Origin of the sequence: Oxalobacteraceae sp. CFBP 8761 (assembly GCA_014841595.1) — a bacterium.
GTDB lineage: Bacteria > Pseudomonadota > Gammaproteobacteria > Burkholderiales > Burkholderiaceae_D > Telluria.
On sequence record JACYUE010000001.1, the window covers coordinates 2,677,269 to 2,702,678 of the forward strand.

The following is a 25,410-nucleotide window of genomic DNA, read 5'->3' on the forward strand; positions in this document are numbered from 1 at the left end:
CGTCACGCGGCGGCAGACGCCGGAACCCTGGCAGCGTGCAGCGCCATCAGCGACGTGACCAGGTTCGCCGGCAGCGGGCGGCTGACCAGGTAGCCCTGGATCTGGTCGCACCCGTGCGCCAGCAGGAAGGTCTTCTGCGCCGGCGTCTCGACGCCTTCGGCGACGACCTGCACGTTCAGACTGTGGGCCATCGTGATGATCGCGTTGACGATGGCGGCGTCTTCGGCATTGGTGGTCACGTCGCGAATGAACGCAATATCGATCTTGAGCTTGTCAATCGGGAAACGGCGCAGATAGGCCAGGCTCGAATAACCGGTGCCGAAATCATCGACCGAGACCTGGATGCCGCGTGCGCGCAGGTTGCTCAGGCATTGCATCGTGCGCTCGGTGTTGATCATCAGCGACGTCTCGGTCAGTTCCAGTTCCAGCATTGCGGCTGGCACGTCATGCTCCGCCAGGGCGCGCATCACGTCGCCTTCGAGGTCGCCCTCGGCGAACTGGCGCCCCGCGATATTGACTGACACCTGCATTGGCCCCGTCTTCTGAAGCGTCCAGGCCTTGATCTGGCGGCAGGCCGTGTCGATCACCCAGCGGCCGACGCGCACGATCAGTCCCGTCTCTTCCAGCACCGGCACGAACAGGCCCGGCGACACCAGCCCATGACCGGGCCGGTCCCAGCGCAGCAGCGCTTCCACACCGACAATGGTGTCCGCACCGAGCTGCAACTTGGGCTGGTAATACAGTTCGAACTCCTCGTTCTCGACCGCCTTGCGCAGCGCGTGCTCGAGGTCCTGGCGCTGCAACGCATCGGCGTTCATCTGGGCCGTGAAGAAGCGGTAGGTGTCGCGCCCGGCCTGCTTGGCCTCGTACATGGCCGTGTCGGCGTACTTGATCAGCACCTCGGGATCGGCGCCATCTTGCGGATGCACCGTGATGCCGACGCTGGCCGTGACAATCACCTCGAAGCCGCGCAGGTTAAACGGCGGATACAGCACCTCGGCGATCCGGCCGGCCACGGTGGCCGCGTGCGCCGGGTCTTGGTCGAGCATCAGGATCAGGCCGAATTCATCCCCGCCCAGGCGTGCGACGGTATCGCGTTCGCCGACGCAGGTGGCCAGACGGGCGCTGAACTGCACCAGCAATTCGTCGCCCATGGCGTGACCGAGCGTGTCGTTGACATTCTTGAAGCGATCGAGATCGAGAAAGACCACCGCAACACGGGGACTGGCACTGTGCGTCGCCCGCACAGTGCTGTGGAGCGCCTCGTAGAACCAGGCCCGGTTAGGCAGCCCGGTGAGCACGTCGTGGCTGGCCTGGTACTGCAAAATTTGCTGCGCGACTCTACGCTCCGTGATGTCGCGCACCACGCTGACGATGATCCAGTCATTCCCGGACAACAGGGCCTGGCGGTGGATCTCCACATCCACCAACCCGCCATTCTTGCAGTGCAGCGTGACCTCGCTCAGTCGGGGCTTGATCCGGCCACCCGGCGTCGGCTCGAACATCGCCTCGAGTTCATCGTGCGTCGCCGCGCCCAGCGCCACCGGCCCCAGGGTCAGCATCTCGGCGCGCGTGTAGCCCAGCATGGCGCAGGTGGTGTCGTTGACCTCGACGAAGTGCATCGTGTCGCGGCTGACCAGCATGAGGGCGTCCGGCGTCGCATTCATCGCCGTGCGAAAGCGCAGCAGGTCGGCCGTGCGGGCAGCGATTTTCTGCTCGAGCACAAGCACCTGGTCTTCCAGGTCGCCCATGTCCTTCAGGCGCAGCAGATTGCGCACCCGCAATCCGAGCTCCGTGGGATCGACAGGTTTGCTCAGGAATTCCTCGGCCCCCGCCTCCAGTCCCGCCTGGCGCGTGCCGATGTCTTCCACGCCGGTAACCATGATGATCGGGATATTCTCGGTCGCCGGATCGGCCTTGAGGATGCTGGCCACCTGGCAGCCGTCGATGCCCGGCATCGTCTGCGCAATCAGGATCAGGTCCGGCGCTTCGCAGGCGACCGAGGACAATGCTTCTTCACCGCTGGCGGCGCTGGTCGTGTCATAGCCTCCGGGCGCCAGCAGGCAGGCCAGCCGGTCGCGGCTCTTGGCTTCATCGTCGACGATCAGGACAGTCGGGGCGGAGGTGGTCATCAGGTACTATCCTTGGAAAAAGCGGGCATGCGTCAGACCTTCACCAGTCGCACCAGATCGCTGTGGACCGTCCATTCGTCGATGTACGTGGAATTCTTGCCGTAACTGTTGTCGATCACGGTGTGGTGCTTGTCCATCAGGCACGCCAGGATGTGGCCGTGCAGGCGGTCCGTGACGATATGGTCATGGCGGGCGAACAGCGCCACGGCCCTGGACGAAAAGCGCTGTGCGACCGGTATCCAGTACCATGGCCCGACCAGCTTCTTGCAGATTTGCCAGCCGCGCTTGATGAAGGCGCCCTGAATGCGCCAGGCAAAGTCGATCAGTCGCTTTTCCTTGCCCACGACCTCGATCCAGTCGGTGCGGGTGTTGAATTGCGCGTCTTTCAGCGACGCCGGCACGACCGGCTTTTCCGTGTCCACGCGCTCGATGCGCAGCACGCCGCTGCCGTTACCGACGCTGGCGACCGGATACAGGTGGTGCGCCATATCGGGCGCCAGATACACATTGTCCGAAAACAGATTCGCAATCTGCTGCGACACTTTATCTCGAACAAAAATGTGGACATCGGCATGCCGCCGAAACACGGCAACCGACCGGTCACGGGTCGCTTCACTCTCAAAAAACACCGTTTGCGGCAACATCACGATGCGGTTATCCGGGAAGCGCGTGATGATCTCTTCGCGTATTTCGTTGATGTTTGCGTACAGGTCGCCGAAATTGCCGCCACCGTGAAACACCAGGATATCGCGCGGCTTGACCCATGACGGATCGAATGCCCACGACGTCGATATCGTGCGCGGAGACAGGCGCTTCTTCTTGAAGAACGCCAGCGTGCCCTGCATGATCAAGAGATCACCGATATTGTCGTGCATCGGAATATCGATGTAATGAAAGTCTCTGCCCTTCAGCAAATCATGGATGGTGTCATGCTTGTTTTGCAGATCCAGCATCATCGAACGGTGGTTATTCAAGGCTACTCCCGAAAAATCAAGTTACTTGGCACGCGTCACCACCCGGCGCAGGATGGCAAGGTCGCCGCGGGTCGGGATGAAGTCGGGCATCGGCTCATTGAGCCGGCGCACCCCGAGAATGATCGTCGTGATCAGGCGCAGGCACGCCCCCGCCAGCATCAGCCCCGCCAGCCAGACATACGTATTTTCCTGCGGCAGAAACGGTATGGCGATCAGCACCGGGACCACGGCGATGATCTGGCGCGCCAGCACCAGCCCCGGTTGTCCGGCGGCGGTGAAACGTTGCGCCAGCGTCCAGCTGGCGCCGCCGATCACGCATTCGAACAGCAGGATCGCGAACGGCATCGTCATCGCCGCAAACGATTTGCCGTAGATAAGATTGAGCAGCCAGGGCGATAACGCGCCGCCAATCGCGGCCAGCACCATCAGCGGCACGAAAGTGACGCGGAACGTGTTGCGCACCGCCTGGCTCAGCGCTTGCTCATCCCGGCCGGCAAAGCGCGAGAACAACGCGACCGACGCCGATTCCTGCACAGCGCCGATCAGGCGCGACGTCGTGAATGCCAGCGCGTAGAAACCGTATTCGCGGATGGTGCCGCGATTAAGCAGAAACAGCTTGTCGAAATTGACCAGAAACAGGCTCAACAAGCCGATGCCCTGCTGGTGAAAACCATAGCGCAAGACGCCCCAGGGCTGTACCGGCGCCTTGACATCGGTTTTCAATTCCCAGATCCGGTGCTTGCGCGCCCACCACAGCCCCATGACCGTGACGCCGATCAGCATCAGCAATTGCGTGGCCAGTATCTGTTCAAAGGTCACCACGTCGAACCACAACACCAATGGCAGCATCAGGACCAGATTCCCGAACACCTGCGTGAAGCGCAGGATGTTGAAAAAATGAAGATCCGAATGGAGTTGTGTGAGCGTGTAAAGATAGGTCTGGCTTGCCATGAATGCCGCAAACGCCAGGATCAGCCACATGAAGCGGTGCAGTTGCACCGCATCGCTCAATTGCAGCCCGGCGGCGGCCAGCGCAGTGGCAAAGATGCTGATGCTCAGCAGCGACAGGAGAAGGAAGCGCAGATAAGGAAACTGCCGCGCCGCGCCGAAGTGATACAGATAACTGCTGCCCATGCCGCACTGCGCGACACCGGCAGCCAGCGAACAGACCAGGATGGCTGCCGACAGCAGGCCACGCCCTTCCGGCCCCAATATGCGCGCGGTAATGACGGATGAGATGAATCCCACCACGGTCATGCCCATGGTGGTCATCAGGGTTTTGCCGAATGCGCGTGAAATGGAAGGCATTGATGGCGCAGTCGCGCTCATGCCAATGTCTCCCATGCTGCCTTGGGCAGGACGTTTGCAGGAAGTTTGCGGATCAGGTTATTCAGGATCATCATCATCAAAACTCGCCGAGCACGGCGCAGCAATGCGTCGCTCACGCCCGATCGATACGGACCGACTGCCATTGTAACCTGCTGCCAAAACGAAAACTTTTGTCGCGAGGCAATATATACTGAAAGTGCACAGCGCGTCACCTGCTGGTTGCGCGACGAAGGTACAAGCCGCTCAATCCCCCGCCCAGGCGAGGAGCATCGGATTGAACGAGAGTCCCTTGACGCACTGGGTCGGCGCCACCCGCACGAAGCCAAGCCGTTCATATGCCGGCACGGCGTAGTTCGACGCGTTGACCGTGAAATTGCCGTCCCCGCCGCGCGCGATGGCGGCGGCGCGCGCCACGTGCCACAAGCGCCGCGCCAGTCCCTGCCGCTGCCAGGCTGTGCCGACAAACAAGTGAAACAGATGGCTGTTGTCACGGATGGCGATGAAGCCGGCCAGCTGGTCGCCATCGAGCGCCACATGACAGGCATGCCCCCGCGCCAGGTAGCCGCGGATGCCGTGCTCGTCATTCTCGGCCAGGAATGCCGCGGCCCCAAGCGGCGTTGATTCGTGCACAACGAATTGCAGTGCCAGGCTACGCAGCAGCGCTGCCATGGCCGGCACCAGGACTGGCACGTCGGCAGAGTCAAGGGGGCGCACTTCCATGGCGCGTTTCAAAAAGGTGGCGTTGGGAATGTAAATATACCATGACAGGTATATCGGGCTGCAGGTTCATTGCCCGTGGTTGGCGCGGATAAGGGCATCTGTTCAGCGCATGACTTGCCAACAAACAGTAGTACAGTGGCATCACTCAGTGTCATCACACGATTACGCCCTCACCCCATGCCGCCGACGCTTGCCGATTTTCGCTTTGCCCCCTCCTTCGACGTCGCCGTGACGAGCCGTGTCGGCGTCGGGCCCGCCATCCGCAGCGAAAACCAGGACAATCTCGTCGTCATCGATTTCGACGGCCGCGCCTGCCATCTGCACGACCAGCTGCCGGTCATCACGACCATTGCAGGGTGGCCAGCCGGCCATGGCCGACTGGCGGTGCTCGACGGGATGGGCGGCCATGGCCATGGGCGCGAAGCGGCCGAAGCACTTGCTGCCGGCCTTGTCGCCATGGCGCCGTGTACGACGCTCGACGCGTTGACGGCTCACCTCGATGTCCTGCACGCCAAGCTGCAGGCGCAGTTTGCCGATGGCACGGGCGCGACGGGCCGGCCCGGCACGACGCTGACGCTGCTCGAACTGCCGCCCGGCGGCGCACCGCTGCTGTACCAGGTGGGCGACTCGCGACTGTATGAACTCGATGCGCAGCAGGCCACGGTGCTGACGGTCGACCACGTACCGGCCACCGGCGCCGCACTTGCCGGCCGGCTTGGCGAAGCCGACTGGTGGCGCGAAGTCCATGGCCGCCACGCGCCGCAGATTGCTCAGGCGTTCATTCTAGGCAATGCCTTTGCCGATCCGTCGCGTCTGTCCGATGGCTTGTTTGCCCTCACGCCCGCGAACCTGCCATGCTGGCTGGCCCACCTGCCCGATCGCCGCGCGCTGCCAATGCGGGCTGACGCAGCGTATCTGCTGGCCACCGACGGGTTCTGGTCGTGCGCCCAGCCAGATGCGTTTGTCGCGCGCTGGCCCACACTGCTGGGCGATGCGCCAGCGGCCGTGACGCTCGTCGAACGCCTGTTCGACATGATGGAGAACGATCCGCCGGCTGGTCTGCAACCGGATAATCTGACGGCGCTCGTGCTGCGCCCCCTGCCCCGTCACGCCGATGAAACCGCCTTGCCGCTGGACGACAACGCTGCGGGTTATTGAACGTTGGAAAGATGACAAAATGTTCTGATGCTGTAGATAAATAATGTTGATAATCAACGAGCTCGGTGCGCCGTGCCTGCTGAAAACAGCGTAAGCTTGCAATACCGTTTTCGAACCTACTGAACTGATCGATCTGACATGAATCGCTGCTGCAATCCCGCGCATCCGCACTGCACCGTCTGGGTCGCCCCCGGCGAGGTGCGGTGCGCGCACGGGCATGCCCAGCCCGAGGCTGCGGCCGGCGCGTATCAGGCACATGCCGCGCCGTTGCCGCAGTCCGCGCATCCGGTGGTCGATGGCTTGCCGGCCAGTTTCGACACGATCAGCGCCGTGCGCACGCGCCGTGATACGGTCGTTTCGGCAACCTCGCCGGTACCTGAACCGTCGAGCCTGCAGCGTCCGCAATTGCACATCAGCGGGTTCGATCCGCGTGCAGCCGGTGGCCGCCAGGCGCTGCGCCTTGAGCTGCGCGGCATGCCAATGGATTGCGCGCCCGACGTGCGCATGCTCGTGCACTCGGCGCTGCGCCTGCACGGCGGCGAGAGCTACTGCTTCCAGCGCACCTCGCGCGGCGACTGGCGGCCGCTGTTTCTCGAATTCTCATCGCGTGGCCTCGAACATGGCCAATATCGCATCGAAATCGAGCTGCATAGCCGCCACGTGCATGCGCCCGACGCGAGCCGCACCTGGACCTGCTCGCCGGTGATCCTGGTGCCGCGCCAGGATGCCAGCCTGGGCGAAATCCACCAGACCTTCCTCGCCACGCACAAGAACGTGCGCGTCACGGCCGACGACGCCGGCATCGCCCGCGTTAATGCACCGGGTGGCGGCCGGATCGACATCGACGTCGTGGCCCGCAATGCCTCCATCGCCCACCTGAACCTGGACGGCGGCAATGGCAGCGGCAAGATCGACATGGGCATGACCACCATTGCCTGGGACGAAGACCTGATCGAGATCGACCTGCCGGCCCAGCCTGCCGCGCACCCGTGCCTGACCGACAGCGCGTGCCTCGTGCACGCCGAAGCCGATTCGGCCACGCAGCGCCACGTGCGCCTGTTCGCGCTGGACGAATTCATGCTGGGTCGCTTCGAGCACGACGCACCCGATGCCGACGTACTGCTGGCCCACCATGGCGAAACCGGCATGGACATCGGTGGCCTGACGCGCCGGCTGTCGGGGCGCCACGCCATCATCCGCCGCAGCCGCGCCGGGTTCGAGATCGAAGACGTGTCGCGCTATGGCTTGCTGCTCGACGGCGTCTGGCCCGGGAAGCACATGCCGGTGCAGCTGCGCCTGGGCATGCGCATTGAACTGACGGCAAGCATCAAGGGGATCGTCACGCTCGAAGTGACGGCGCTGCTGGCGCATGCGGTCGTGCTGCACCGGCTCGACGCGGGCGCCCGCGCCGAGTGTTTTTATCTGATGGCGCCGGACGCCGTGCCGCCTGCTGGCCAGGCCGCGCTCAACGGCGCCAGCGCTGGCACCCAGTCGGTGACAATGCCGCGCGCCGTCGCCCTGCCGCTGCTGTTCCACCGTAATGGCGGCTTTTGGCAACGTGACCGCGCAAGCGGACGCGACGCGCCGCTGGCTACCAGTGGCACACTCGATCGGGTGCAACAACCCGGCATCGGCATGGCGGCGCGCTTTGTCCCCAATGCCTATCCCGAGGCGCGCACCGACCGGCGCAGCGTCGACCGCCGCACCCTGCCTGCTGCGGCTCTCAGCGCCTGATCAGCCGTACGACGGCACCAGCACCAGAAAGACCAGCGCCGCACCGGCCAGCAACACGGCCTGCAGGGCGAACACGATCGCCGGCGCACGCAGGTGTTCAGGAATTTTCATGACATCACCTCATTCGTATTGACACACAAAGGGTGATCCCAGATTACGCCCGCCCGCACCGAACGGGCGCGCGTTAGCCGCGCGGCAAGGTCAGTCGCGGCGCCAGGTTGGCGGCCACTGCGGCAACGGGATGCGTTCATTGTCGCCAGCCAACGGCACAAAACGGTCGTGTTCCCAGTCGCGCGCTGCCTGTTCGATGCGCTCGCGGCTGCTCGACACGAAGTTCCAGAAAATGAAGCGCTTGCCGTCGAGCGGTGCCCCGCCGATTACGACAAAGCGCGCGCCGGCAGCGGCGCTCACCCGCACCGCCGCCCCCGGCTCGAGCATCGCCATCGTGTTGGCGGCCACGGGCTCGCCGTCAATCTCGATCGTACCGAACGGTGCATACAGCGCGGTTTCGTCGGGCAAGTCGTCCAGCTCGATGGCCGCGCCGGGCGCCAGTTGTACGTCAAGGTAGAGCGTCTGGCTGAAGGTCGGCACGGGCGACGTCTGACCGAACGCACTGCCCACCAGCAGCCGCACCGTGGCGCCGGGCAGTGCAATCTCGGGAATCCGGTCGGCCGGTGTGTGGCTGAACGCAGCCGGCGTTTCTTCGTGCTCGCGCGGCAGCGCCGCCCACAGTTGCAGGCCGTGCGTGCGGCGCGTGCGATCGAGCAGATCTTCAGGCGTGCGCTCGGAATGCACGATGCCGCTGCCGGCCGTCATCCAGTTGACGGCGCCCGGCTCGATGCGCTGCTCGGTGCCCAGGCTGTCGCGGTGCATGATCGCGCCTTCGAACAGGTAGGTGACCGTGGCCAGCCCGATGTGCGGATGCGGCCGCACATCGTGGCGGGCGCCGGCCGGCGCTTCCACCGGTCCCATGTGGTCGAAAAACAGGAACGGGCCGATCGATTGGCGGGCCGCAGCGGGCAACAGGCGGCGCACGGTAAAACCGCCGCCCAGGTCTTTATCGTGGGATCGAAACAGGTGCGCGATGGCCATGGCAGGTGTCGTAGAAAGGAAGGGAATGCCTGACTGTACACCGGATCGCCCGGCGCCTTCCAGTCTTGTCTACATCAGTTCGCGCACGACGCGCAGGCCGACGATATCGTTGGACAGCACGGCCGAGAAACCGTTGCGCAGCGCCGAGCGCAGGTAGCGCGGGTTGTACAGCCACGAGCCGCCGCGCAGGATGCGGCGCACCTGGTCGCCGCCCGTTTCCCAGGCGCTGCCATCGCCCGGCGCGCCGTCGTAATTCTCGTGCACCACGTCCTGTACCCATTCCCAGACATTGCCGTGCATGTCGTGCAGGCCCCAGGCGTTCGGTGCGAAGGTATCGACCTTCGTGGTGCCATGCCGGAATTCGCCGCGCGGCCCGCCGTTGTACGTGAACGTGCCATCGAAGTTGGCTTGCGTCGTGGCGATCGTGTCGCCCGTGTTGAACGCGGTCTTCGTGCCGGCACGGCACGCGTATTCCCATTCGGCTTCGCTTGGCAGGCGATAGCGCTTGCCCGTCGCTGCGCTCAGCCACGCCACGTATTGCAGCGCGTCGAACCACGTCACGCCGACCACCGGATGGTCGTCGGTCTGCGGGAAGCCAGGCGCGGCCCAGTCGACCTCGCCGGCCGGCTGCCAGCTGCTTGCCTGCGCGAAGACGCGCCACTCGCCCACCGTCACCGGATAGCGGCCCATCGCAAACGGGCGCTCGATGCCGATCCAGTGCTGCGGCGTTTCACGCGCGATCCAGTTCTTCTGCGAACCGGCTGCCATCGCGATGCGCCGCTCGTGCTCGGGCGAGCCCATCTGGAAGCGCCCCGTCTGGATCAGCACCATCGCCGGACCACTGCCACTACCGTCAATGAAGGCGTCGCGCAGGATGCCGGTGTCGGCGACCGGCGCCGCCGCCGTCGGGACATCTGCCACTGCCACGGCCGCCGCTGCGTCGGGCGCCCGTTCCTGGCTGACAGGCTCGCTCACCGTGCCCGCAGCAGCATCCTCGCGCGCCTTTTTCTGCTGCGCCAGATAGGCTGCCGCAGCCTTCAGTTGCGCGGCCTTGCGCGCTGCTTCTTCCTTGGCCGCCTGGGTCTTGGCGACTTCTTCATCGCGCCGTGCCAGCAGTTGCTGGCGCAGCGATTCCTTGCGCGCCAGGCGTGCCTGTTCGGCCTCGAGCCGCTCGCGCCGCTGCTGCTCGCGCAGCTGAACGCGGCGCTGCTCGTCCTGCTGCGCCTTGATGACGGCGGCCGCCTCGGCCTCGATCGCGCGCCGCGCAGCCAGTTCGCGCGCCACGCGTTCCTGCTCGATGCGCTCGCGGGCGTCCTGCGCCGCCAGTTCGACGGCCGATGGCCCGGCCGCCGCGCGGATCGCCGCCAGCAGCGCGTGCACGCTGGCCGGGCGCACCGCCGGATCACGCCCGAAACCGGCGCGCAGCACTTCCCACTGGCGCGCGCCCAGCGTTTCGGGCACGGTGCCACCCGGCTCACCAGGCAGCACGCCGGTGAGCAGTTGGTGGATCATGACCGAAACCGCATACACGTCCAGTGTGGGTTCTGGCGTGCGCCCTTCGATCACCGCTTCCGGCGCGCGGTAGCCGGCCGTGCCGGACGTGGCCGGTGCATCGAGCTTCGACGCCGGGCCGCTGGCCCGCGCGCGCGCCGCGATGCCGAAGTCGAGCAGCTTGACGTCGCCCTTGGTCGTGACAAACACATTGCCGGGCTTGATGTCGCGGTGGACCAGATGATGCCGTTCCCACGCATAATCCAGCGCAGCAGCGACCGGGTCGAGCAGGGCCAGCACGCGCGCCAATGGCAGGCGGCCTTCGCGCGCCAGCACGGCGTCGAGGTCCTCGCCTTCGAGGTATTCCATGATCAGGAAAAAGCTCGACGTGGCCGGGTCCTGCGCCCATTCGTAGACCCGGACGATGTGTTCGTGCGCCAGGCGCCGCGCGCGCGTGGCTTCCTGGATCAGCAGCTTGGCGTGGCTGGCGGCGGACGTCGCATGGGCCGGCAGGATCTTCAGCGCCACCTGGGCGCTGTGTCCCAGCTCGGCGTGCGTGGCCAGATCGGTCGCCTGCCACACCTGGCCCATGCCGCCATGCGCGATCAGGCGTTCGAGCCGGTAGCGCCGGTTTTGCGGGCCGATTTCCTGGCCCGTCATCAGGCCGATTTCGGTGCCGGGACGCGCAGCAGGCGTGGACGAGGACGCGTCGTACAGCGCATCCGGATCCGCAGGCCGCTCGCCCGGCTGGTAGGCCGCGTCGAGGATCGCGTTCTTGCGCAGCTCGAACTCTTGCCGGCTCAGCAGGCCGTCGTCGTGCAGTGCGCGCAGTTCGCGGATCTTGTCGATGGCTGTTTGCATTGATCGATCAGGCAGACGGCGCCCCGCCGCAAGCGGCGCACACGCGATCGTCGCGTTGCAGGGCATGACCGTGCACGCACTGGCGCGCGCCCGCCACACCGGCTTGCGCATGCAAGGCAGCCTTGTTCACGTCATTCTGCAGTCGCAAGAGGTCGAGCTGATGGCGCCGGTCCTTGTCCACTTCGTGTTCGCGGCGCGCCTGTTCGTCGCGCACCAGCTGCGCCGCCGCGCGCGCTGCTTCGCCCAGCTCGACCTTGCCGGCGCCGGCCACGCCGGCCAGCGCCGTCAACTGGTCGGCATCCATGTCGGCATGCACGCGCGTTTTGAGGTAATCGGCCAGCACGACGGCATTGGCGGCGTCGGCCAGCGCAAGCTTGGCTGTGTCGTCCATCGCGCCCAGCGCTGCGGCGCGCTCCATCGCCAGGCGTGCAAGCGCGATCTCGTGCGCCCGCTCGCCCGCGCGCGCCGCCTCGCCCAGGCCGGCGCGGCGTTCGTCGGCGTGCAGCGTTACGTCCTGCAGCGAGCGTGCCTGCAATGCTTCAAGCTCGATCGTGCGCTGCAGTTTGTCCTGCTGGGCCTCGGCATCGAGCTTGCCGGCGCCGCGCCGCGCGCCCTCGATGCGCTGGCGCGCCTGTTCGTCTTCCCATTCCTGCGTGCGGCCGGCCTCGCGCAGGCGCGCGTCGTTGGCAAGTTTGAGCGCCTGGTAACGCGCCTGATACTCGGCTTCGTCGATGTCGCGCAGGCGGCGCGCCGCTTCAGCTTCGCTCTCGCGCAGGCGAATCAGTTCGTCGCGCTGGCGCGTTGCGTCCTCGATCAGGCGCGCCTGGTCGATCTTGTGGCGGATCTGCTGCTGCAGCAGCTGCTGCGAGAAACGCTGCTGCGCCGACTGGCGCGCATGCTGCGCTTCCTGCTGGGCGCTGGCGACTTCGGCGCGCATGTGCACGCCGGCCAGCGCACGCAGGTGCTGCCACTGCGCCGCTTCGTCCGCGCGCTGCGCCCCTTTCTGCGCGGCCTCGTGCTGCAGCTCGGCCAGCACCTGGCCAGCGCCCTGAGCCATTGCCTGCTCGCGCGAGGTGGCTTCGAGGATGCGGCCATACAATTCGATCTGGCGTGCGCGCACGCCATGTGCGCGGTCGGCGCCCTGCAGCGACATCTCGGCACGTGCGATCGCGTCGTCCTGGCGCAGCTCGGCGCGGCGGATGCGCAGGCGCGCTTCTTCTTCGCTGCGCTTGATGCCCTGCCATTCTTCGGCCGTGTACAGCTCGTCCAGGTGACGCTTGTGCGCCAGTTGCACGTGCTGCTCGTCGGCCGCAAGCCACATGCTGCCCACGCGCGCCCGGTTGGCGTCATATTTGTCGTGGCGCAGCTCCACCGTCTGCACGCTCGTCACGGCCAGGCCGTAGTCGGCCAGCAGGAGCTTGAGGCCGCCCTGCAGGCGTTCGTCGAGTTCTTCGCGCAGCGCGCCGCCTGCCGCCATCTCGCGGATCGAGCGCGCGCCGATGAATTCCAGCGCCAGCTGGCGCACCGGGTGCGCGAGCAGTTCGCGCAACTCGGGCGTGCCGATGGTGCCGGGCGTGGTCATGAAGTGGCGCGCAAAGGCCGGGACGTTTTCAATTTTGATGCTGACCGTGAAGCGCACCGAAATGGCAAGCTGCTCGCAGGTGAGTATGTCGTCGAACTCAAATGGCACCGGCAGCGCCGTCGTGCGCGTGACGAGGATTTCGGCGTGCTGGTCGCGCAGCAGATGGTTCAGGCGCGTGAAGAAGCCTTCGAGTTCGTATTCGCCCTGCGGTACCTCGGTCGCCTTGTCGCCCTGCAGGATGAAGCCGCGCGCCGTGGCCGGCACGCGCAGCGTCTTGACGAACAGCCCGGACAATTCACGCAGGCCAAAGAACACGGCCAGTTCATCGGGCGCGGGCACCCAGCGGTTCTCGACCAGTACCGGCTTGCTGCGCGGCGCGCCCAGGATCACGCCACAGCCCGCACAGTAGCGTGCATCGACCCCATTCTTGCGCTCGCACCGCGGGCAGCTGGCGCCGTTTACTCCGAACATGTGCAACATAGCTGACTCCGTTTTCTCTCTTGCCTTCTGCTTGCCAACCCGCTGTCGAACCTGTCGACGAACCTGCCGACGAACCTGCTGATTCTAGCAGCGCACTGTCTGCGGCCGCGGTGCGCTCGCGCACGCCCGCGATGTCAAAACCCGTGATCTCAAATGATGCCGATGCGCTCAACACACGCGAGGCTCGCGCCGCGCGCACGCAACGCTTCGCGCATGCCCTGCGGCAGCGCTGTTTCCCATGCCTTGGGCAGCAGGATGCGGTCGCCCGGCCCCGCTTCGCGCAGGATCAGCGCGCACTTCGGCGCCAGCGCGTCCACGGTCTCGACCTTGCCTGCATGCCAGGCGCCCGACGTGCCGGTGGCGATCACCCTGCCCCGCGCCATGAATTCACGGCCGCGCGCGATGCGGTCAGCCATCACCAGCGCCAGACCATACGAGTCGCCCGAAAAACCCGTCTCGCCAAAGCGCACCGTGGTTTTCCACTGGCCCTGGCCGCGGCCGTCGAAGTGACGGGCGCCGGCCAGCACGGCCCGCGCCTGGCCCTGGCGCAGCGCGTCCAGGTCGGGCACGCTGATGGCATCGTCGTCAGTCTCCATGGCGCCGGCCAGTGGCCGCACGCTCACGTCGACCCAGCCGAGATCATCGTGGTCACCGCCGCTGTGCAGCGGGAACCAGGCGCGCGCGCTCGCTGTCGCTGCACCCGGATCGGGCTGGCCGGTCAGCGCGCCCAGGTGCGGCAAGCCGTCCGGGCCACCGGCCAGCACGCCGCCGGGCACATTGACCAGGGCGCGGCCGTCGATCCGTCCCAGATGCCAGGCGTCGGACCAGCCATTGGCCACCACGGGTCGCGCTGCCTGAAACACGCCGCGCACGATGCGGTCGGCCAGCACGGCGGCCAGTTCCCAGTCGCGCGTGGCCTGATCGAACGCGCGGTCGGCGCTGAGCACCACCTGGTCGCGGCTGTCGTAGCGCGGCTCGGTATGGCGCGCCAGGCGCACTACCTGCTGCATCCGCTCGGCCTGCGCCGGTGCGCCGGGCACGCTGCACTTGACATCGGCGCGGCCCGCGCGCGGGCGGCGCGTGGCGGTAATCGTCAGCATGCTGCCGTCGGGCAGGATGGTCCGGCAGCTTGCTTCGAACACAGGCGTCGTCATGCCGTCACCTCGTCCTGCACGTGCGTGACGCGGCGTGCGCCAGTTTCAAGCTCGAGATTGGCAACGATGCGGTCGGCCTCGTCGAACAGCACGTCGAGCGGCCCTTCACCAGCCACTTTCATGCGCGCCAGCAGCGCCCACGCTTCATCGAGCGCGGCGGCGGCGCGGCGGCTGTGGCGCGCGCGGCGCAGCTGCTCCTCGAGGGCCAATGGCTGGCCCGGCGCAGCCAGTTCGAGCGCCGGCATCGTGCCAACTGACAGGCTGACCAGGTCGAGCCGGCGCAGCAACTCCTGGTGCTGGCGGAAGCGCCCCTGATCGGCCGGCAGCACGGCCATGCGCACTGCGCACATCAGGCACGGCAACTCCAGGAACAGGCGCCGCAATGCGCGGGCATCTTCGCAGCCCGGCACGAATGCTTCGGCTGGCATTGCAGCCGCTGGTTCGACCGTTGCTGCCGCAGTCACTGGGACGGCCTGCGCCGCCAGCCGTGCTTCGAGCAGCGCCGGGTAATCGTGCGTCGCGCCAAGGTCGACCGGCACGCAATCGTCGACCGTCACACCGAAACGCGTGTACATCAACTGGTTGAAGCCGGACCGGAACGTGTTCCATTCTTCGAGCGTCGTGCAGGGTGGCAGTTCGAGATTGCCCTGGGCCAGCTCGCGCTGCAGCGCCGTTTGCGCCAGCGCGCCAAAGCCCGCGAGATCGACCGCGCTGCCCGCCTCACTGGCCAGGAACAGGTCGAAACGCTGGTGCGTGGCGCGCGGATCGCTGGCGTCGACGGCAAAGCTCACGCGCAGGCCGATCTCGGGCGCGCCGGCAAACGGGACGAGGTCACAGGTGTACGGCCCTGGATGCACGCACCAGGCGGTTTCCCCTTCCAGCACTGCGATGCGGCTGCCCGATGCCAGGCGCCGGCTACGGCCACCGCGGTCGACCAGCACGGCAGCGCACGGCGCAGGAATGGTGATCCCGGCTGGCGCCGGCAACGCGATTGCCACGCTGCCAAGCAGGGTCGCGTCGAACGCGTCCTGCCGTGGCAGGCGTCGCAGGGGATTCCTGAACAGTGAACCTAACATCGTTATCCTTGAGCGAATTCGGGAACTGCACTATGTGGATGGGGGCACGGGCATCACATCAAAGCGCGCGCCATGCCGTTGAAAATGGACCGACGGGGACGCCGCAAACGGCCACGGGCCTTCGCACTCGCCGTCCGCGTCCAGGCTGGCCTGCACGATCATGCTGCCAGCGCCGTCGCGCACGGCGATCGTCGCGCGTGTTGCCAGCAATTGCGCGGCGCCCGGCGCGTCCAGATCGAGTTGCACCACCACGCCGGGCACGCCGCCCTGGTCGACGAAGTGCAGGCGCCACATCCGGTCATCCGTGCGCAGCATCTCCAGCGGGGCGCCGCTGTCGGCGGCGCGCAAGCACCCCGCGCTGCCGGTCCAGGTCATGTGCTGCGTGCGGCGCACATCGGCCAGATGGCGCATGCGGCGCAGCGTCAGGGGCGACGCTTGCAGCGCCGCGCGTTCGCCCTGCGTCAGCGGCCGGCTGCCGCTAAGTGCCTGCAGCAGGACGGCGTCGGCCAGCATCAGGCCATCGCCTTCCACGCGGCGCGCCAGCAGCGCGCCGGCCTGCAGTTTGCGATCCAGGTTCGTCATGCCCATCGTTGTTCCTCCTGTAGTCCAGCCACCTCGTTCAGACGCAGTATCGCGGCGTCGCGCCGCTTGCGCAGGGTTGGCAGCGAGACGCCGTCCAGCTGAGCCAGCTGGCCCATCGTCGGCAATTCGCCCGTGGCGGGGTCGCACCATTCGGAAGGGTAACAGTCGTCGAATGGCCCGAGCAGCTTGAGGTACACCGCGAGGCGTACCGGCAAGCTGTCCTGCGCCAACCGGCGCGCCGCCCAGCTGGCGCGGTCCTCGACCGTCGCTGCCACTACCAGGTAGTTGGGGGGCAGTGAAACGCAGGGCGCGATGGAGGTCAGTGGTGCAGTCACTGGCGCGTCGATGTCAGGATCTGAATCCAGGTCGATGTCCAGTGCTTCCTGGCGCGCTTCGAGGATCTGGTCCGGGCCCGGCGTACTGCCCTGTTCGGACTCGTTCAGCACGCGCCAGTAATCGTCGAGCCAGGCATCGGCCGCGCTGGCGTCCTGCAACCAGTCGCTGTCGCGGTTGGCCGACAGCGCGTCGTACTCGCCGATTTCGCGCAGCATTGCGCCGATCTTCTCGGGACTGCTCTTCAGGCTGGCGAAGCGTTTCGAGCGCGTGTGCAACGGCCCGGGTGCGCCGGTGCGCGCTTCCAGGCTCTCGCTCCAGCGCATGATCCATTCGGGCTTGCAGTCGCCGATCGAGCGCAGCTGGCGCACTTCGATCGGCATCGCCTCGACGCTGCGACCCAGGATCGCGCCGACCTGCGCCGCGTGTTCGCGCCAGCTCTCGAACAGGCGCGCGATGTCGTGGTAGGCCGTGTCGAGCATCCGGTAGGCGTACATGCGGTTCGGGCTGCAGGGCCGGCCGCACGCCACCTGATAGTGATCGCTGTCGACCTTGTCGCGCAACACCGCATACAGGTCATTGAATTTCTTGCGCAGCAGCGCTTCGCCGCCAGGTTGCGTCCAGAACGGGCCGATGCGCGCAGCTTCGGTGGCCACGGCCGTGCACAGTGCGGCCCAGTCGGCGGGCCGCGCCTGCAATTCGTAGACGAGGCTCAGGGCCAGTTCGGCGGTCGTCTCGCCATAGCTGTTGCCGGGGGCATGCGCGCGGCTGCCACCCGCGTGCAGGATCGGTGCGACTGCCTCGACATACGCGGCCAGCGACCCGTCCGTATCGGCGCCCTGCAGGCTGACGGGGTCGATGCGGGCGAGCGCCTGCAGGGAACACTGACCCAGCAACTTGCGGACCTGCTCCCAGCCGTGCTCCTGATACCGGGTGCCCGGTAAACGCATACCTTCCTCGTCCTCGATTTCGCTGCGCACGTGTTGCACAGTGAAATAGATGATGCCATACAACTACAGCATTCAGGCGCGATGGAGACCCCTATTTGTGCCTCTTTTCCAACGACTGCCCGGCCATGGATGCCAGCAGGGCCGCCACCACCGGCGCCGCATGGCCACCGCCCGTCAGCGCCGAGTGGCTGACAAAGGCGGCAAATGCCAGCCGGCGGGTCTGGCCCGGCAAGCTGCCCGGTTCCAGATAACCCATGAACCAGACCGTGGCCAGCTCGTCATTGCCAACCGGCGCGGTGCCTGTCTTGCCATACAGGCCGGGGCGCAGCGCAGCGAATGCCGGAGCGCGGAATGCACCGGCCGCCGTGCCGTAATCGATCACGCCCTTCATGCCGGCGCGTACGCGGTCCAGCCGTACTCCAAGAGGCGCGCCCTGGCCGGATGCTGCATCGCGGCCGTCGAGCGCCAGCAGCAGGCGCGGTGTCACGCTGCGCCCTTCGCCGACGCTCGCGGCCACCAGCGCCATCTGCAGGGGCGTGGTCTGCATGCGCAGGCCGATTGCCATCTGGCGCAGTTCATGCCGGCTGTGGACCGGATCGAGCTGCGACGCGGACCCCGACAGCGCATCCCAGTCGCCCCAACGATAGTCCGGCGGCAGCAAGCCGCCATCGAGCCGCAACGGCTGGCCAAAGCCCAGGCGCGCCGCCATCGCGGCCACCGGCCGCGCGGCGTCCAGCGCCCCCGGCTCCAGCGCGGTAGCGCCAGGCATGCCGCCATCGGGCTGGCCGAGCAGCGTGCGGTCGCTCAGCTCACCGGTCCAGGCGAACCAAGTATTGACACTGTGCGCCATCGCGCCGGCCAGCCCCAGGCGACCGTCTGCGGCGCGAGCACCGGTGATCTGGTCGCGGAAATTGGTGATGCGGGCACGCGTGCCGCCCGCCGGGTAGCTGGGCGCATCGGTGCGAAAGTCGTAGCCGCCATCGCCCGCGATACGGTCGACCTGCGGCAACGGCACACCGCCCAGCAGCGCGTCGAGCTGTTTGTCGCCGCGCGCGGCCTGCTCGAGCCCGAGCGCGGTGATCACCTTGAACGTCGAGCCGGGCGCGCGGTGGGCGCCGCCGTCATGCTGAAATGCGGCGATCCGCAGCGGGCTGCGCGCCGGATCGGCACGGTCAAAGTCGCGCACCTCGGGCCAGTTGTCAGGCGCAGCACTATTTCCACCACTCGATGCGGCGGCCAGGATGTCGCCCGTGCCGGCGTCGAGCAGCACCAGGCCGGCGCGCCGCTCGGCGGGCGCGGGCTGGGCGCCACGGCAAACGCGCCCATCCCACTGGCCACCCTGCTGGCCAATGCAGTCGAGCATCACCTGGGCCCGGGCTTGCAGCGTCAGATCGAGCGTCAGGCTCGCCGCATGGTCGCTCCCACCCAGGCGCGCCAGCATGCCGGCCACGCTGCCGTCGTGCTGGCGATGCACGCCCAGCAGCGGCGCCAGGCCGGCCAGCGTGGCCCGGACCGACGGCGCGCCATCCTGCCACAGAGCGTCACCGTTGCGGTCGACCAGGCGTACTGCGGCGCCGGCGGGTCGCACGCTGCGGCTGCCAGCAGGCAGCGCCTGCCATGCGAGCACGCCTCGTTCGACCTTCAGATGGCGGTAGGCGGCGTCGGCGCCGCCGGACAATCTCGCCAGGTCGAGCGGCTCGATCTCGACTTTGACCGCCGTCGCGCCCGGCGACGGCGACAGCACCAGGTGGGCCACGGCGCCCGCCTCCGGACAGGCGCGCCCGTCGCAGACGCCACGGGCCGCCACCGTGGCGCCCAGCACACTGCGCACACGGCCGGCAACCAGCAGCTCCAGCGGCTTGCCTTCTGCTCGTGTATTGAGGATCACGAGGCTGTCACGCCGCCCGCCCTCCCAGCCGCCGACACGATTCCACGGCGCCCAGTCTTGCGGCAACTGCGCGAACAGGCGCATCGCCGCCAGTGGCAAGCCGGCCTCGCGCACGGCCGGGCTGCCTGCCACCGCCGCTTGCCAGACTGCCGTTGCGCCGGGCCGCACGCGCCACGCCACCAGCCGCCGTTCGCTGTTAAATACGCGCACCTGCTCGCGCACGAAGGCGCCGTCGGCGCGGTGATGCAAACGTTCGAGCAGGCGCCGGTCGCCGGCGTCGAGTTGAAAATGTTGCCAGCCGGGCAGCGGCGCGCGTACGGATTCGTCGGCCTGAAGCCAGGCAAGCAAGTCGCGCGGCGCCAGTTCGATCAAGCCGTCGCGGCCAAGGCGCAGCAGCCCGCGCGCTCGCAACGCCTCGAACAGCGACTGGTCTTCCAGGCCGGCGCCCGGGACCAGCGGCACGGTCCAGACGCCGGGACGCAAGCGCAGCGTGACCGGCGCGCCGGATGCCGGAAAGGCCTGCACCAGCGCCGTCGTAGCCCCCTGCTGACCAGGCTGAAAATGCTGCAGCACCAGTTCACCGGCCTGCGGGCAGGCGCCGCTCGGCCGGCGCGTGAAGCGCAGCGCTTCGCCGCGCCACAGCAGCCAGCCCGCGCCGCCCAGCGCGGCCTGGCCGTGGCGCGCATGCGTGGCGACCCCGCCCGATGCGTCGCCGATCCAGCTGGCAGTCCCGAAGCCGGCATTCCAGGCGATCGCCAGGCCAGCGCCCGCATTGCCTGTGATATCGATGCGCGGCATGCCGGAACCGTCACGCGCGAGCAGCACGCTGCGTGCTGGTCCATTGCTACTCCGGGCGAGCGCGGCCGCTTCGCCGAACGGATAACCGACGCGCAGCGGCAGCAGCCGTCCATTCGCCGGATCAAGCATCTGTGTGCACAGGTCGACCCGGACCGCCGGGCCTGCCTGCATGCCGCTGGCAATGACGAGCGCCAGTGCGCCGCGCTGCGTCAGCGACACGCCGCTGTCGGTCGGCACGACGAGCTCCAGGCCCGGCGCCAGCGGCTGCAGCGCTGCCAGCGCCTGGGCGCCAGGGAGGTCGTGCGCATCGTTCGGCAAGGCACGCGCGTGCAGCGCCAGCGCGACCGCGCCGCCCATCACCAGCACCAGCGCGGCCCAGGCCGAGGCGGAACCAAGCGAGATGGTCCAGCCCCGGCGCAGATTGCGGGCACGCCGCCGCGCCGTGCGTGACGCGGCGATGTTGCGGGTCAGGGTGGCGAAGGGGCCGGTCATGCACGAGTCCAGTCGGTAGCGTGGCGCCCATGCGCCCTTGCGCAGGACTAGCGGAGGGCTGGTGAAACCGCTGAGCGGAGTAACGCTGCAAGCGCATGGTCAGGGCCGCCCTGATGCAGCTCACCCCCCGTTTTCTGCGGCTCGTCGCACGCCGTTGGAAGCCCCGCGGGGACACGCCTACAGTACACACATCGACACACCACTCAACCACCAAGGAGAAGCAAAATGAACGTCCTCAAACACATGGAAGCCGTCTTCATCGCCGCCGCCCTGATCGCCGTTCCTGTCGGCTATCTGGCCAAGGTATCGGACGCCAACGCCACCTCTTTCAATGCCAGCAGCGCAGCCATTGCCAGCGGCGCCAAGGTCGCCACCGTAACTGTCACCGCCAAGCGCCTGAGCAACGCCGAGAAGTCGCAGTTGCTGGCACTGGACACCGTCACCGCAGCGAGCCGGCTGTGAACGCGGTCGGTCGTCGTGGCGCCGCCAAAGGGCGGCGCGCGGCGGCCAGGTGGACGGCAAACGCCACCAATCTGTGTCAGATGTAATAACTTGCTTCAGGCTTCGCGTCACCGATCCCGGATTGCTATATTCCGCTTATCCGCTTACGGATCTGGAGACGACCATGAAATCCCCGTTTATTCTTGCAGCCCTGATCGCCATTGGCGCGGCTGCCACCATCCCGCTGTCTGCACAGGCCCAGCCACATGTCTCGGTCGTGATCAGCAACGCCCCGCCCGCCCCCATCTACGAGCGCATTCCTGGCCCGCGTCGCGGCCACGTCTGGGCGCCCGGCTACTGGGAATGGCGCGGTCACCGCCATGACTGGGTGCCCGGCCACTACGTCGTTGCGCGCCCCGGTTACGTGTATGCGCCGCCGAGCTGGCACCATCGCGGCAACCGCTGGGTGATGGAACCGTCGCGCTGGAACCGCGGCCCGGGCCACCACTACGGCCCGCAGCCAGTGTATGTGCGCGGCCATGACGGCTATGACCGCGACCGCGGCTATCGCGACCACCGTGATCGGGATCGGCATCACGGCAACGGCCGCGGGCGCGGACCGGACTTCGATCGCGACGGCGTCCCGAACTACCGCGACCGAGATCGCGACAATGACGGCATCCGCAACCGTCACGACCGCGACCGCGATGGCGATGGCGTGCGCAACCGCCATGACAGCCGTCCGGACAATCCTTATCGCCGTTGATCCACGCTGTTAATTCATCTCCTGGCGTTTCAGGTGCTTGTCCAGAAACGCCAGGATCTTCGCGCTGGCCTCGGTCTGGTTTTTCTTCTTCGAGAAACCATGGCCTTCGTCATCGAACACGACATACTCGACGTCGACCTTGTTCTTGCGGACCGCTTCCACGATTTCGTCGCTCTCGGGCCGGATCACGCGCGGATCGTTCGCGCCCTGGATCACCATCAGCGGCTTGATGATGCGGTGCGCGTGGAACAGCGGCGACGTCTCGACCAGAAATGCCTTGTCCTTGACCGGGTCGCCGATCTCGTCATACAGCGCCTTGCGCTGCGCTTCCCAATACGGCGGAATGCTCTCGAGCGTGCGCACCCAGTTACTCACGCCAAAGATGTCGATGCCGACCTTGAACGCCTCGGGCCGGAACGCCAGCGCTGCCAGCGTCATGTAGCCGCCGTAGCTGCCACCCATGATGCCGATGCGCTCGGGATCGATGTACGACTGGCTGGCCAGCCAGGTTTTCGCTTCGATGCAATCCCACAGCGGCTCCATGCCGTGCTTGCGATCGTCCGCGCGGAAAAACGTCTTGCCATAGCCCGAGCTGCCGCGGTTGTTGATGCCCAGGACCGCATAGCCGTGATTGACCAGGTACTGGATCTGCGCGCTGTAGCCGCGCATCGTCTGTCCGCCCGGCCCACCGTGCACGTACACCACCGCCGGCACCTTCGCATTCGGCGCTGCGCCTTTCGGCTTGTAGTAGATCGACGGGATCACGGTTCCGTCGAACGATTTGAAGCGCACGACTTCGGCTTCCACCAGGTCGTTCGGATCGATGGCCGGGTTCAGGCTGCGCGTGAGCTGGGTGGTCTTCTTGCTGGCAAAGTCATGCACGTACAGGTTGTTCGGCGAGCGGTCGCCATTCAGATAGAACGCCATCAGGCGGCCACTGGCCGAAAACGTCACCTGGCGCATCTCGCCGCCCGGCAGTTTCGGTAGCGTGACCGGTTTGCCGGCGGCGTCGAACACGCGCACGTCGATGCTGCCGTCGCGGTTGACGATGCTGACCCGGTTGGCGCCGTTGCGCGAGTAGCTGGTGTCGAGCAGGTCCCAGTCGGCTTTCTCGAGGTCGCTCGTCGCGCCACTGGCCAGATCGTAAGCGGCGATGCGCGTGAACTCGCCGCCGGCATTGGTGGTGAACAGCAGGCGCTTCGATTGCGGATCGAACGTGGCCGCCGAATGGCTGGCCGGCGCCGTGTGCGGCGTGATGTGCTTCATTGTGCGTGTCGGCAGGTGGTACACGTAGACGTCACTGTCGGACGTGGTGCTGGACTTGTCGAACGCGAGCCAGTTGCCGTCGCGGCTGATGTCCGAGACATTCATACCGCTGTCGTTCTGGTACACCATCGTGCGGTCGTAGCTGCCCACGTCGTACAGGTAGATGTCGAAGAACTTCGGATCGCGCTCGTTGGTGGCGACGTAGAAGCCGCTGCCGTCGGGCTTCCAGCCGGCGAACGAGGCCTTCAGTTTGCCGGGCGTCAGGTCGCGTTCCTTGCCGCCCGGTTCGAGCACGTACAGGTGATTCTGCTCGTCGCCCCCGGTGTCGCGCGTGAACAGGATGCGGTCGTCGTTGTAGAAGTAGCCCACCGCATAGGTGGAATCGACGGTGGACGTGGTCAGCGCGCGCGGCGTGCCGCCGCTTACGGGCAGCGTGTACGCGTTGAAGATGCCGGACGCGTTACTGCTGAACAGGATCTGCCGCTCGTCCTTGCTGAACGAGGCGCCGGTCACGGACGTCGTCGCCATGAACTGCTCGATCGTGTAGCGCTTGACGTGCTTGACCTGTTTCAGCGACGCTTTCGCCGCAACCTGTGCGCTGACCTGCAACGGCATCGATACGGCGCCGACCAGCACGGCGAACAGGGACAATCGGACTGCATGACGGGACGGACGCATCGCTTCTCCTCAGGTTGGACAGCACCGATCCAGTGTTTCAAAAGTCTTAACTTCTGTCAACGAATCAAGATCGGTTATGCTCTCGCCATGAACGACCTGAGCCTTCTGCGCGCTGCCGCATTCAAGACCGAACTGGCGGCCAGCGGGCGCCTGATGGCACGCGCCGGCCTGAGCGAGCTTGAGGCCCTCACCCGCACACTCACGCACAGCGCTGGTGTGGCTGGCCTGGCGCACCTGCTGGCCGAACGCGCGGCGCTGCGCCTGCATGCGGCGCAGCAGTCAGACCGACGCGCAGCGCTGGCCAGCGCAGCGCGCACGCGGGGCGCGGGAGCTGGCAAGACGGCATGGCGGGCCTGGTTCGACGGCTCGGCGCGCCCGAATCCCGGTCGCTGCGGCATCGGCGCCGTGCTCGAAGGCCCTGGCGGCGTGCGCGTCGCCATTTCGCACGACGCCGGCTACGGTAACAGCAGCGAAGCGGAGTACCTGGCCCTGATCGCCGTGCTGGACGCCGCCGTCTCGCACGGCGCGCACGATGTGCTGGTGGTCGGCGACAGCCAGGTCGTCATCGACGACGTGAATGGCCCCGCCAGCGCAAGTGCCCCGAGCCTGCGCGACTACCGCGACCGCGCCTGCGCCCTGCTCGCGCGCCTGCCACAGGCGCAATTGCGCTGGATCCCGCGCCACAAGAATATCGAGGCCGATGCGCTCTCGCAGCGCGCCGTGCCGCCTCTTTTACCGGAAACATCAACATGCTAGAACGTACTCCGACCGATTTCGCCGCCTGGCGCACACGACTCATTGCGCTGGCGGCGCAGGATGCCGGCACCGACGGCGCCCACGATGGCGCCCACCTCGACCGCGTCTGGCGCAACGCCCAGGCGCTGCTCGCGCACTACCCGGAAGCCGACCGTCTGGTGGTGCTGGCGGCCAGCTATCTGCACGACCTGGTGAACCTGCCGAAGAACGACCCCGCGCGTAACCAGGCGTCGCGCCAATCGGCCGAACTGGCGCGCGCGTTGCTCGCGCTGCTGGGCTTCCCGCCCGAGAAACTCGATGCGGTCGCCCATGCCATCGAAGCGCACAGCTTTTCGGCGGCGATTCCCGCCACCACGATCGAGGCCAAGATCGTGCAGGATGCCGACCGCCTCGACGGCCTGGGCCTGGTCGGATTGGCGCGCATGTTCTACATCGCGGGGCGCATGGAAAGCGGCCTGGCGCATCCGACCGATCCGCTGGGCGACCAGCGCGCGCACGACGATCGCCGCTATGCACTCGACCACATCGTCGTCAAGCTCGACAAGCTGCCGGACCTGATGCAGACGGAAGCTGCGCGCGCCGTGGGCCGCGAACGCCTCGAACAGCTGATGACGTTCCGCGCGCAGTTCGCGGCCGAGTGGAGCGGTGTCTAGCGGTTGCTATCGGTTGCTATCGGT

General features: G+C 66.9%; 19 protein-coding genes. 6 read left to right on the top strand and 13 right to left on the bottom strand.

The genetic code is table 11. The features are described from left to right. Positions 1 to 2 precede the first annotated feature (2 nt). The 4 genes from IFU00_11605 to IFU00_11620 all read right to left on the bottom strand — a co-directional run bounded on the left by IFU00_11605 (position 3) and on the right by IFU00_11620 (position 5,155). Positions 3 to 2,132, bottom strand: a complete 2,130-nt coding sequence (locus IFU00_11605; GenBank protein ID MBD8542929.1) for an EAL domain-containing protein — start codon at positions 2,130 to 2,132, stop codon at positions 3 to 5. 32 nt (positions 2,133 to 2,164) lie between these two features. Continuing rightward, complete coding sequence (locus IFU00_11610) at positions 2,165 to 3,106, bottom strand: polysaccharide pyruvyl transferase family protein (GenBank protein MBD8542930.1); 942 nt, start codon at positions 3,104 to 3,106, stop codon at positions 2,165 to 2,167. Positions 3,107 to 3,127: 21 nt separating this feature from the next. Then, entirely contained in the window at positions 3,128 to 4,414 is a 1,287-nt protein-coding gene (locus IFU00_11615) for a hypothetical protein (GenBank protein ID MBD8542931.1), read from the bottom strand. Between the two features lie 264 nt (positions 4,415 to 4,678). Next, positions 4,679 to 5,155 carry a GNAT family N-acetyltransferase gene (locus IFU00_11620; GenBank protein ID MBD8542932.1) on the bottom strand — a complete coding sequence of 159 codons (477 nt, stop codon included), beginning with the start codon at positions 5,153 to 5,155 and terminating at the stop codon, positions 4,679 to 4,681. 177 nt (positions 5,156 to 5,332) lie between these two features. Here IFU00_11620 and IFU00_11625 point away from each other — a divergent pair, with 177 nt between their 5' ends. Next, positions 5,333 to 6,313, top strand: coding sequence for a protein phosphatase (locus IFU00_11625; GenBank protein MBD8542933.1), 981 nt, complete (start codon positions 5,333 to 5,335; stop codon positions 6,311 to 6,313). Positions 6,314 to 6,451: 138 nt separating this feature from the next. Beyond that, positions 6,452 to 8,047 (top strand): FHA domain-containing protein, encoded by a 1,596-nt coding sequence (locus IFU00_11630; protein ID MBD8542934.1) that lies wholly within the window; start codon positions 6,452 to 6,454, stop codon positions 8,045 to 8,047. Positions 8,048 to 8,248: 201 nt separating this feature from the next. Here IFU00_11630 and IFU00_11635 read toward each other — a convergent pair whose 3' ends face one another. From IFU00_11635 to IFU00_11670, 8 genes are all read right to left on the bottom strand, one after another. Then, entirely contained in the window at positions 8,249 to 9,139 is an 891-nt protein-coding gene (locus tag IFU00_11635) for a pirin family protein (protein MBD8542935.1), read from the bottom strand. Positions 9,140 to 9,208: 69 nt separating this feature from the next. Next, positions 9,209 to 11,491: an SUMF1/EgtB/PvdO family nonheme iron enzyme gene (locus IFU00_11640; GenBank protein MBD8542936.1), complete on the bottom strand. Its 2,283-nt coding sequence runs from the start codon at positions 11,489 to 11,491 to the stop codon at positions 9,209 to 9,211. A 7-nt stretch (positions 11,492 to 11,498) separates the two neighbouring features. Further along, complete coding sequence (locus tag IFU00_11645) at positions 11,499 to 13,553, bottom strand: hypothetical protein (protein ID MBD8542937.1); 2,055 nt, start codon at positions 13,551 to 13,553, stop codon at positions 11,499 to 11,501. A 149-nt stretch (positions 13,554 to 13,702) separates the two neighbouring features. Next, entirely contained in the window at positions 13,703 to 14,707 is a 1,005-nt protein-coding gene (locus tag IFU00_11650) for a hypothetical protein (GenBank protein MBD8542938.1), read from the bottom strand. Next, the gene (locus IFU00_11655) at positions 14,704 to 15,783 is read right to left on the bottom strand and encodes a hypothetical protein (GenBank protein MBD8542939.1); all 1,080 of its coding nucleotides are present in this window, start codon (positions 15,781 to 15,783) and stop codon (positions 14,704 to 14,706) included. The genes IFU00_11650 and IFU00_11655 overlap by 4 nt, the downstream gene beginning before the upstream one ends. 30 nt (positions 15,784 to 15,813) lie before the next feature. Next, complete coding sequence (locus tag IFU00_11660) at positions 15,814 to 16,371, bottom strand: hypothetical protein (protein ID MBD8542940.1); 558 nt, start codon at positions 16,369 to 16,371, stop codon at positions 15,814 to 15,816. After that, positions 16,362 to 17,648, bottom strand: coding sequence for a hypothetical protein (locus IFU00_11665; GenBank protein ID MBD8542941.1), 1,287 nt, complete (start codon positions 17,646 to 17,648; stop codon positions 16,362 to 16,364). Before IFU00_11665 ends, IFU00_11660 begins: the two co-directional genes overlap by 10 nt. Positions 17,649 to 17,739: 91 nt before the next feature. Beyond that, complete coding sequence (locus tag IFU00_11670; GenBank protein MBD8542942.1) at positions 17,740 to 20,826, bottom strand: hypothetical protein; 3,087 nt, start codon at positions 20,824 to 20,826, stop codon at positions 17,740 to 17,742. Positions 20,827 to 21,051: 225 nt separating this feature from the next. Here IFU00_11670 and IFU00_11675 point away from each other — a divergent pair, with 225 nt between their 5' ends. Beyond that, positions 21,052 to 21,288, top strand: a complete 237-nt coding sequence (locus tag IFU00_11675) for a hypothetical protein (protein MBD8542943.1) — start codon at positions 21,052 to 21,054, stop codon at positions 21,286 to 21,288. A gap of 163 nt (positions 21,289 to 21,451) precedes the next feature. Beyond that, on the top strand, positions 21,452 to 22,033 hold the full coding sequence (locus tag IFU00_11680) for a YXWGXW repeat-containing protein (protein ID MBD8542944.1): 582 nt from the start codon (positions 21,452 to 21,454) through the stop codon (positions 22,031 to 22,033). Positions 22,034 to 22,042: 9 nt separating this feature from the next. Here IFU00_11680 and IFU00_11685 read toward each other — a convergent pair whose 3' ends face one another. Then, complete coding sequence (locus IFU00_11685; protein ID MBD8542945.1) at positions 22,043 to 23,977, bottom strand: S9 family peptidase; 1,935 nt, start codon at positions 23,975 to 23,977, stop codon at positions 22,043 to 22,045. An 87-nt stretch (positions 23,978 to 24,064) separates the two neighbouring features. On the opposite strand from IFU00_11685, the gene IFU00_11690 reads away from it, so the two are divergent. Together IFU00_11690 and IFU00_11695 are read left to right on the top strand one after the other, a co-directional pair. After that, positions 24,065 to 24,733: a ribonuclease HI family protein gene (locus tag IFU00_11690; GenBank protein ID MBD8542946.1), complete on the top strand. Its 669-nt coding sequence runs from the start codon at positions 24,065 to 24,067 to the stop codon at positions 24,731 to 24,733. Next, a complete protein-coding gene (locus IFU00_11695) occupies positions 24,727 to 25,386 on the top strand; it encodes an HD domain-containing protein (protein MBD8542947.1) in 660 nt (219 codons plus the stop codon). Before IFU00_11690 ends, IFU00_11695 begins: the two co-directional genes overlap by 7 nt. The last annotated feature ends 24 nt before the right edge of the window (positions 25,387 to 25,410 follow it).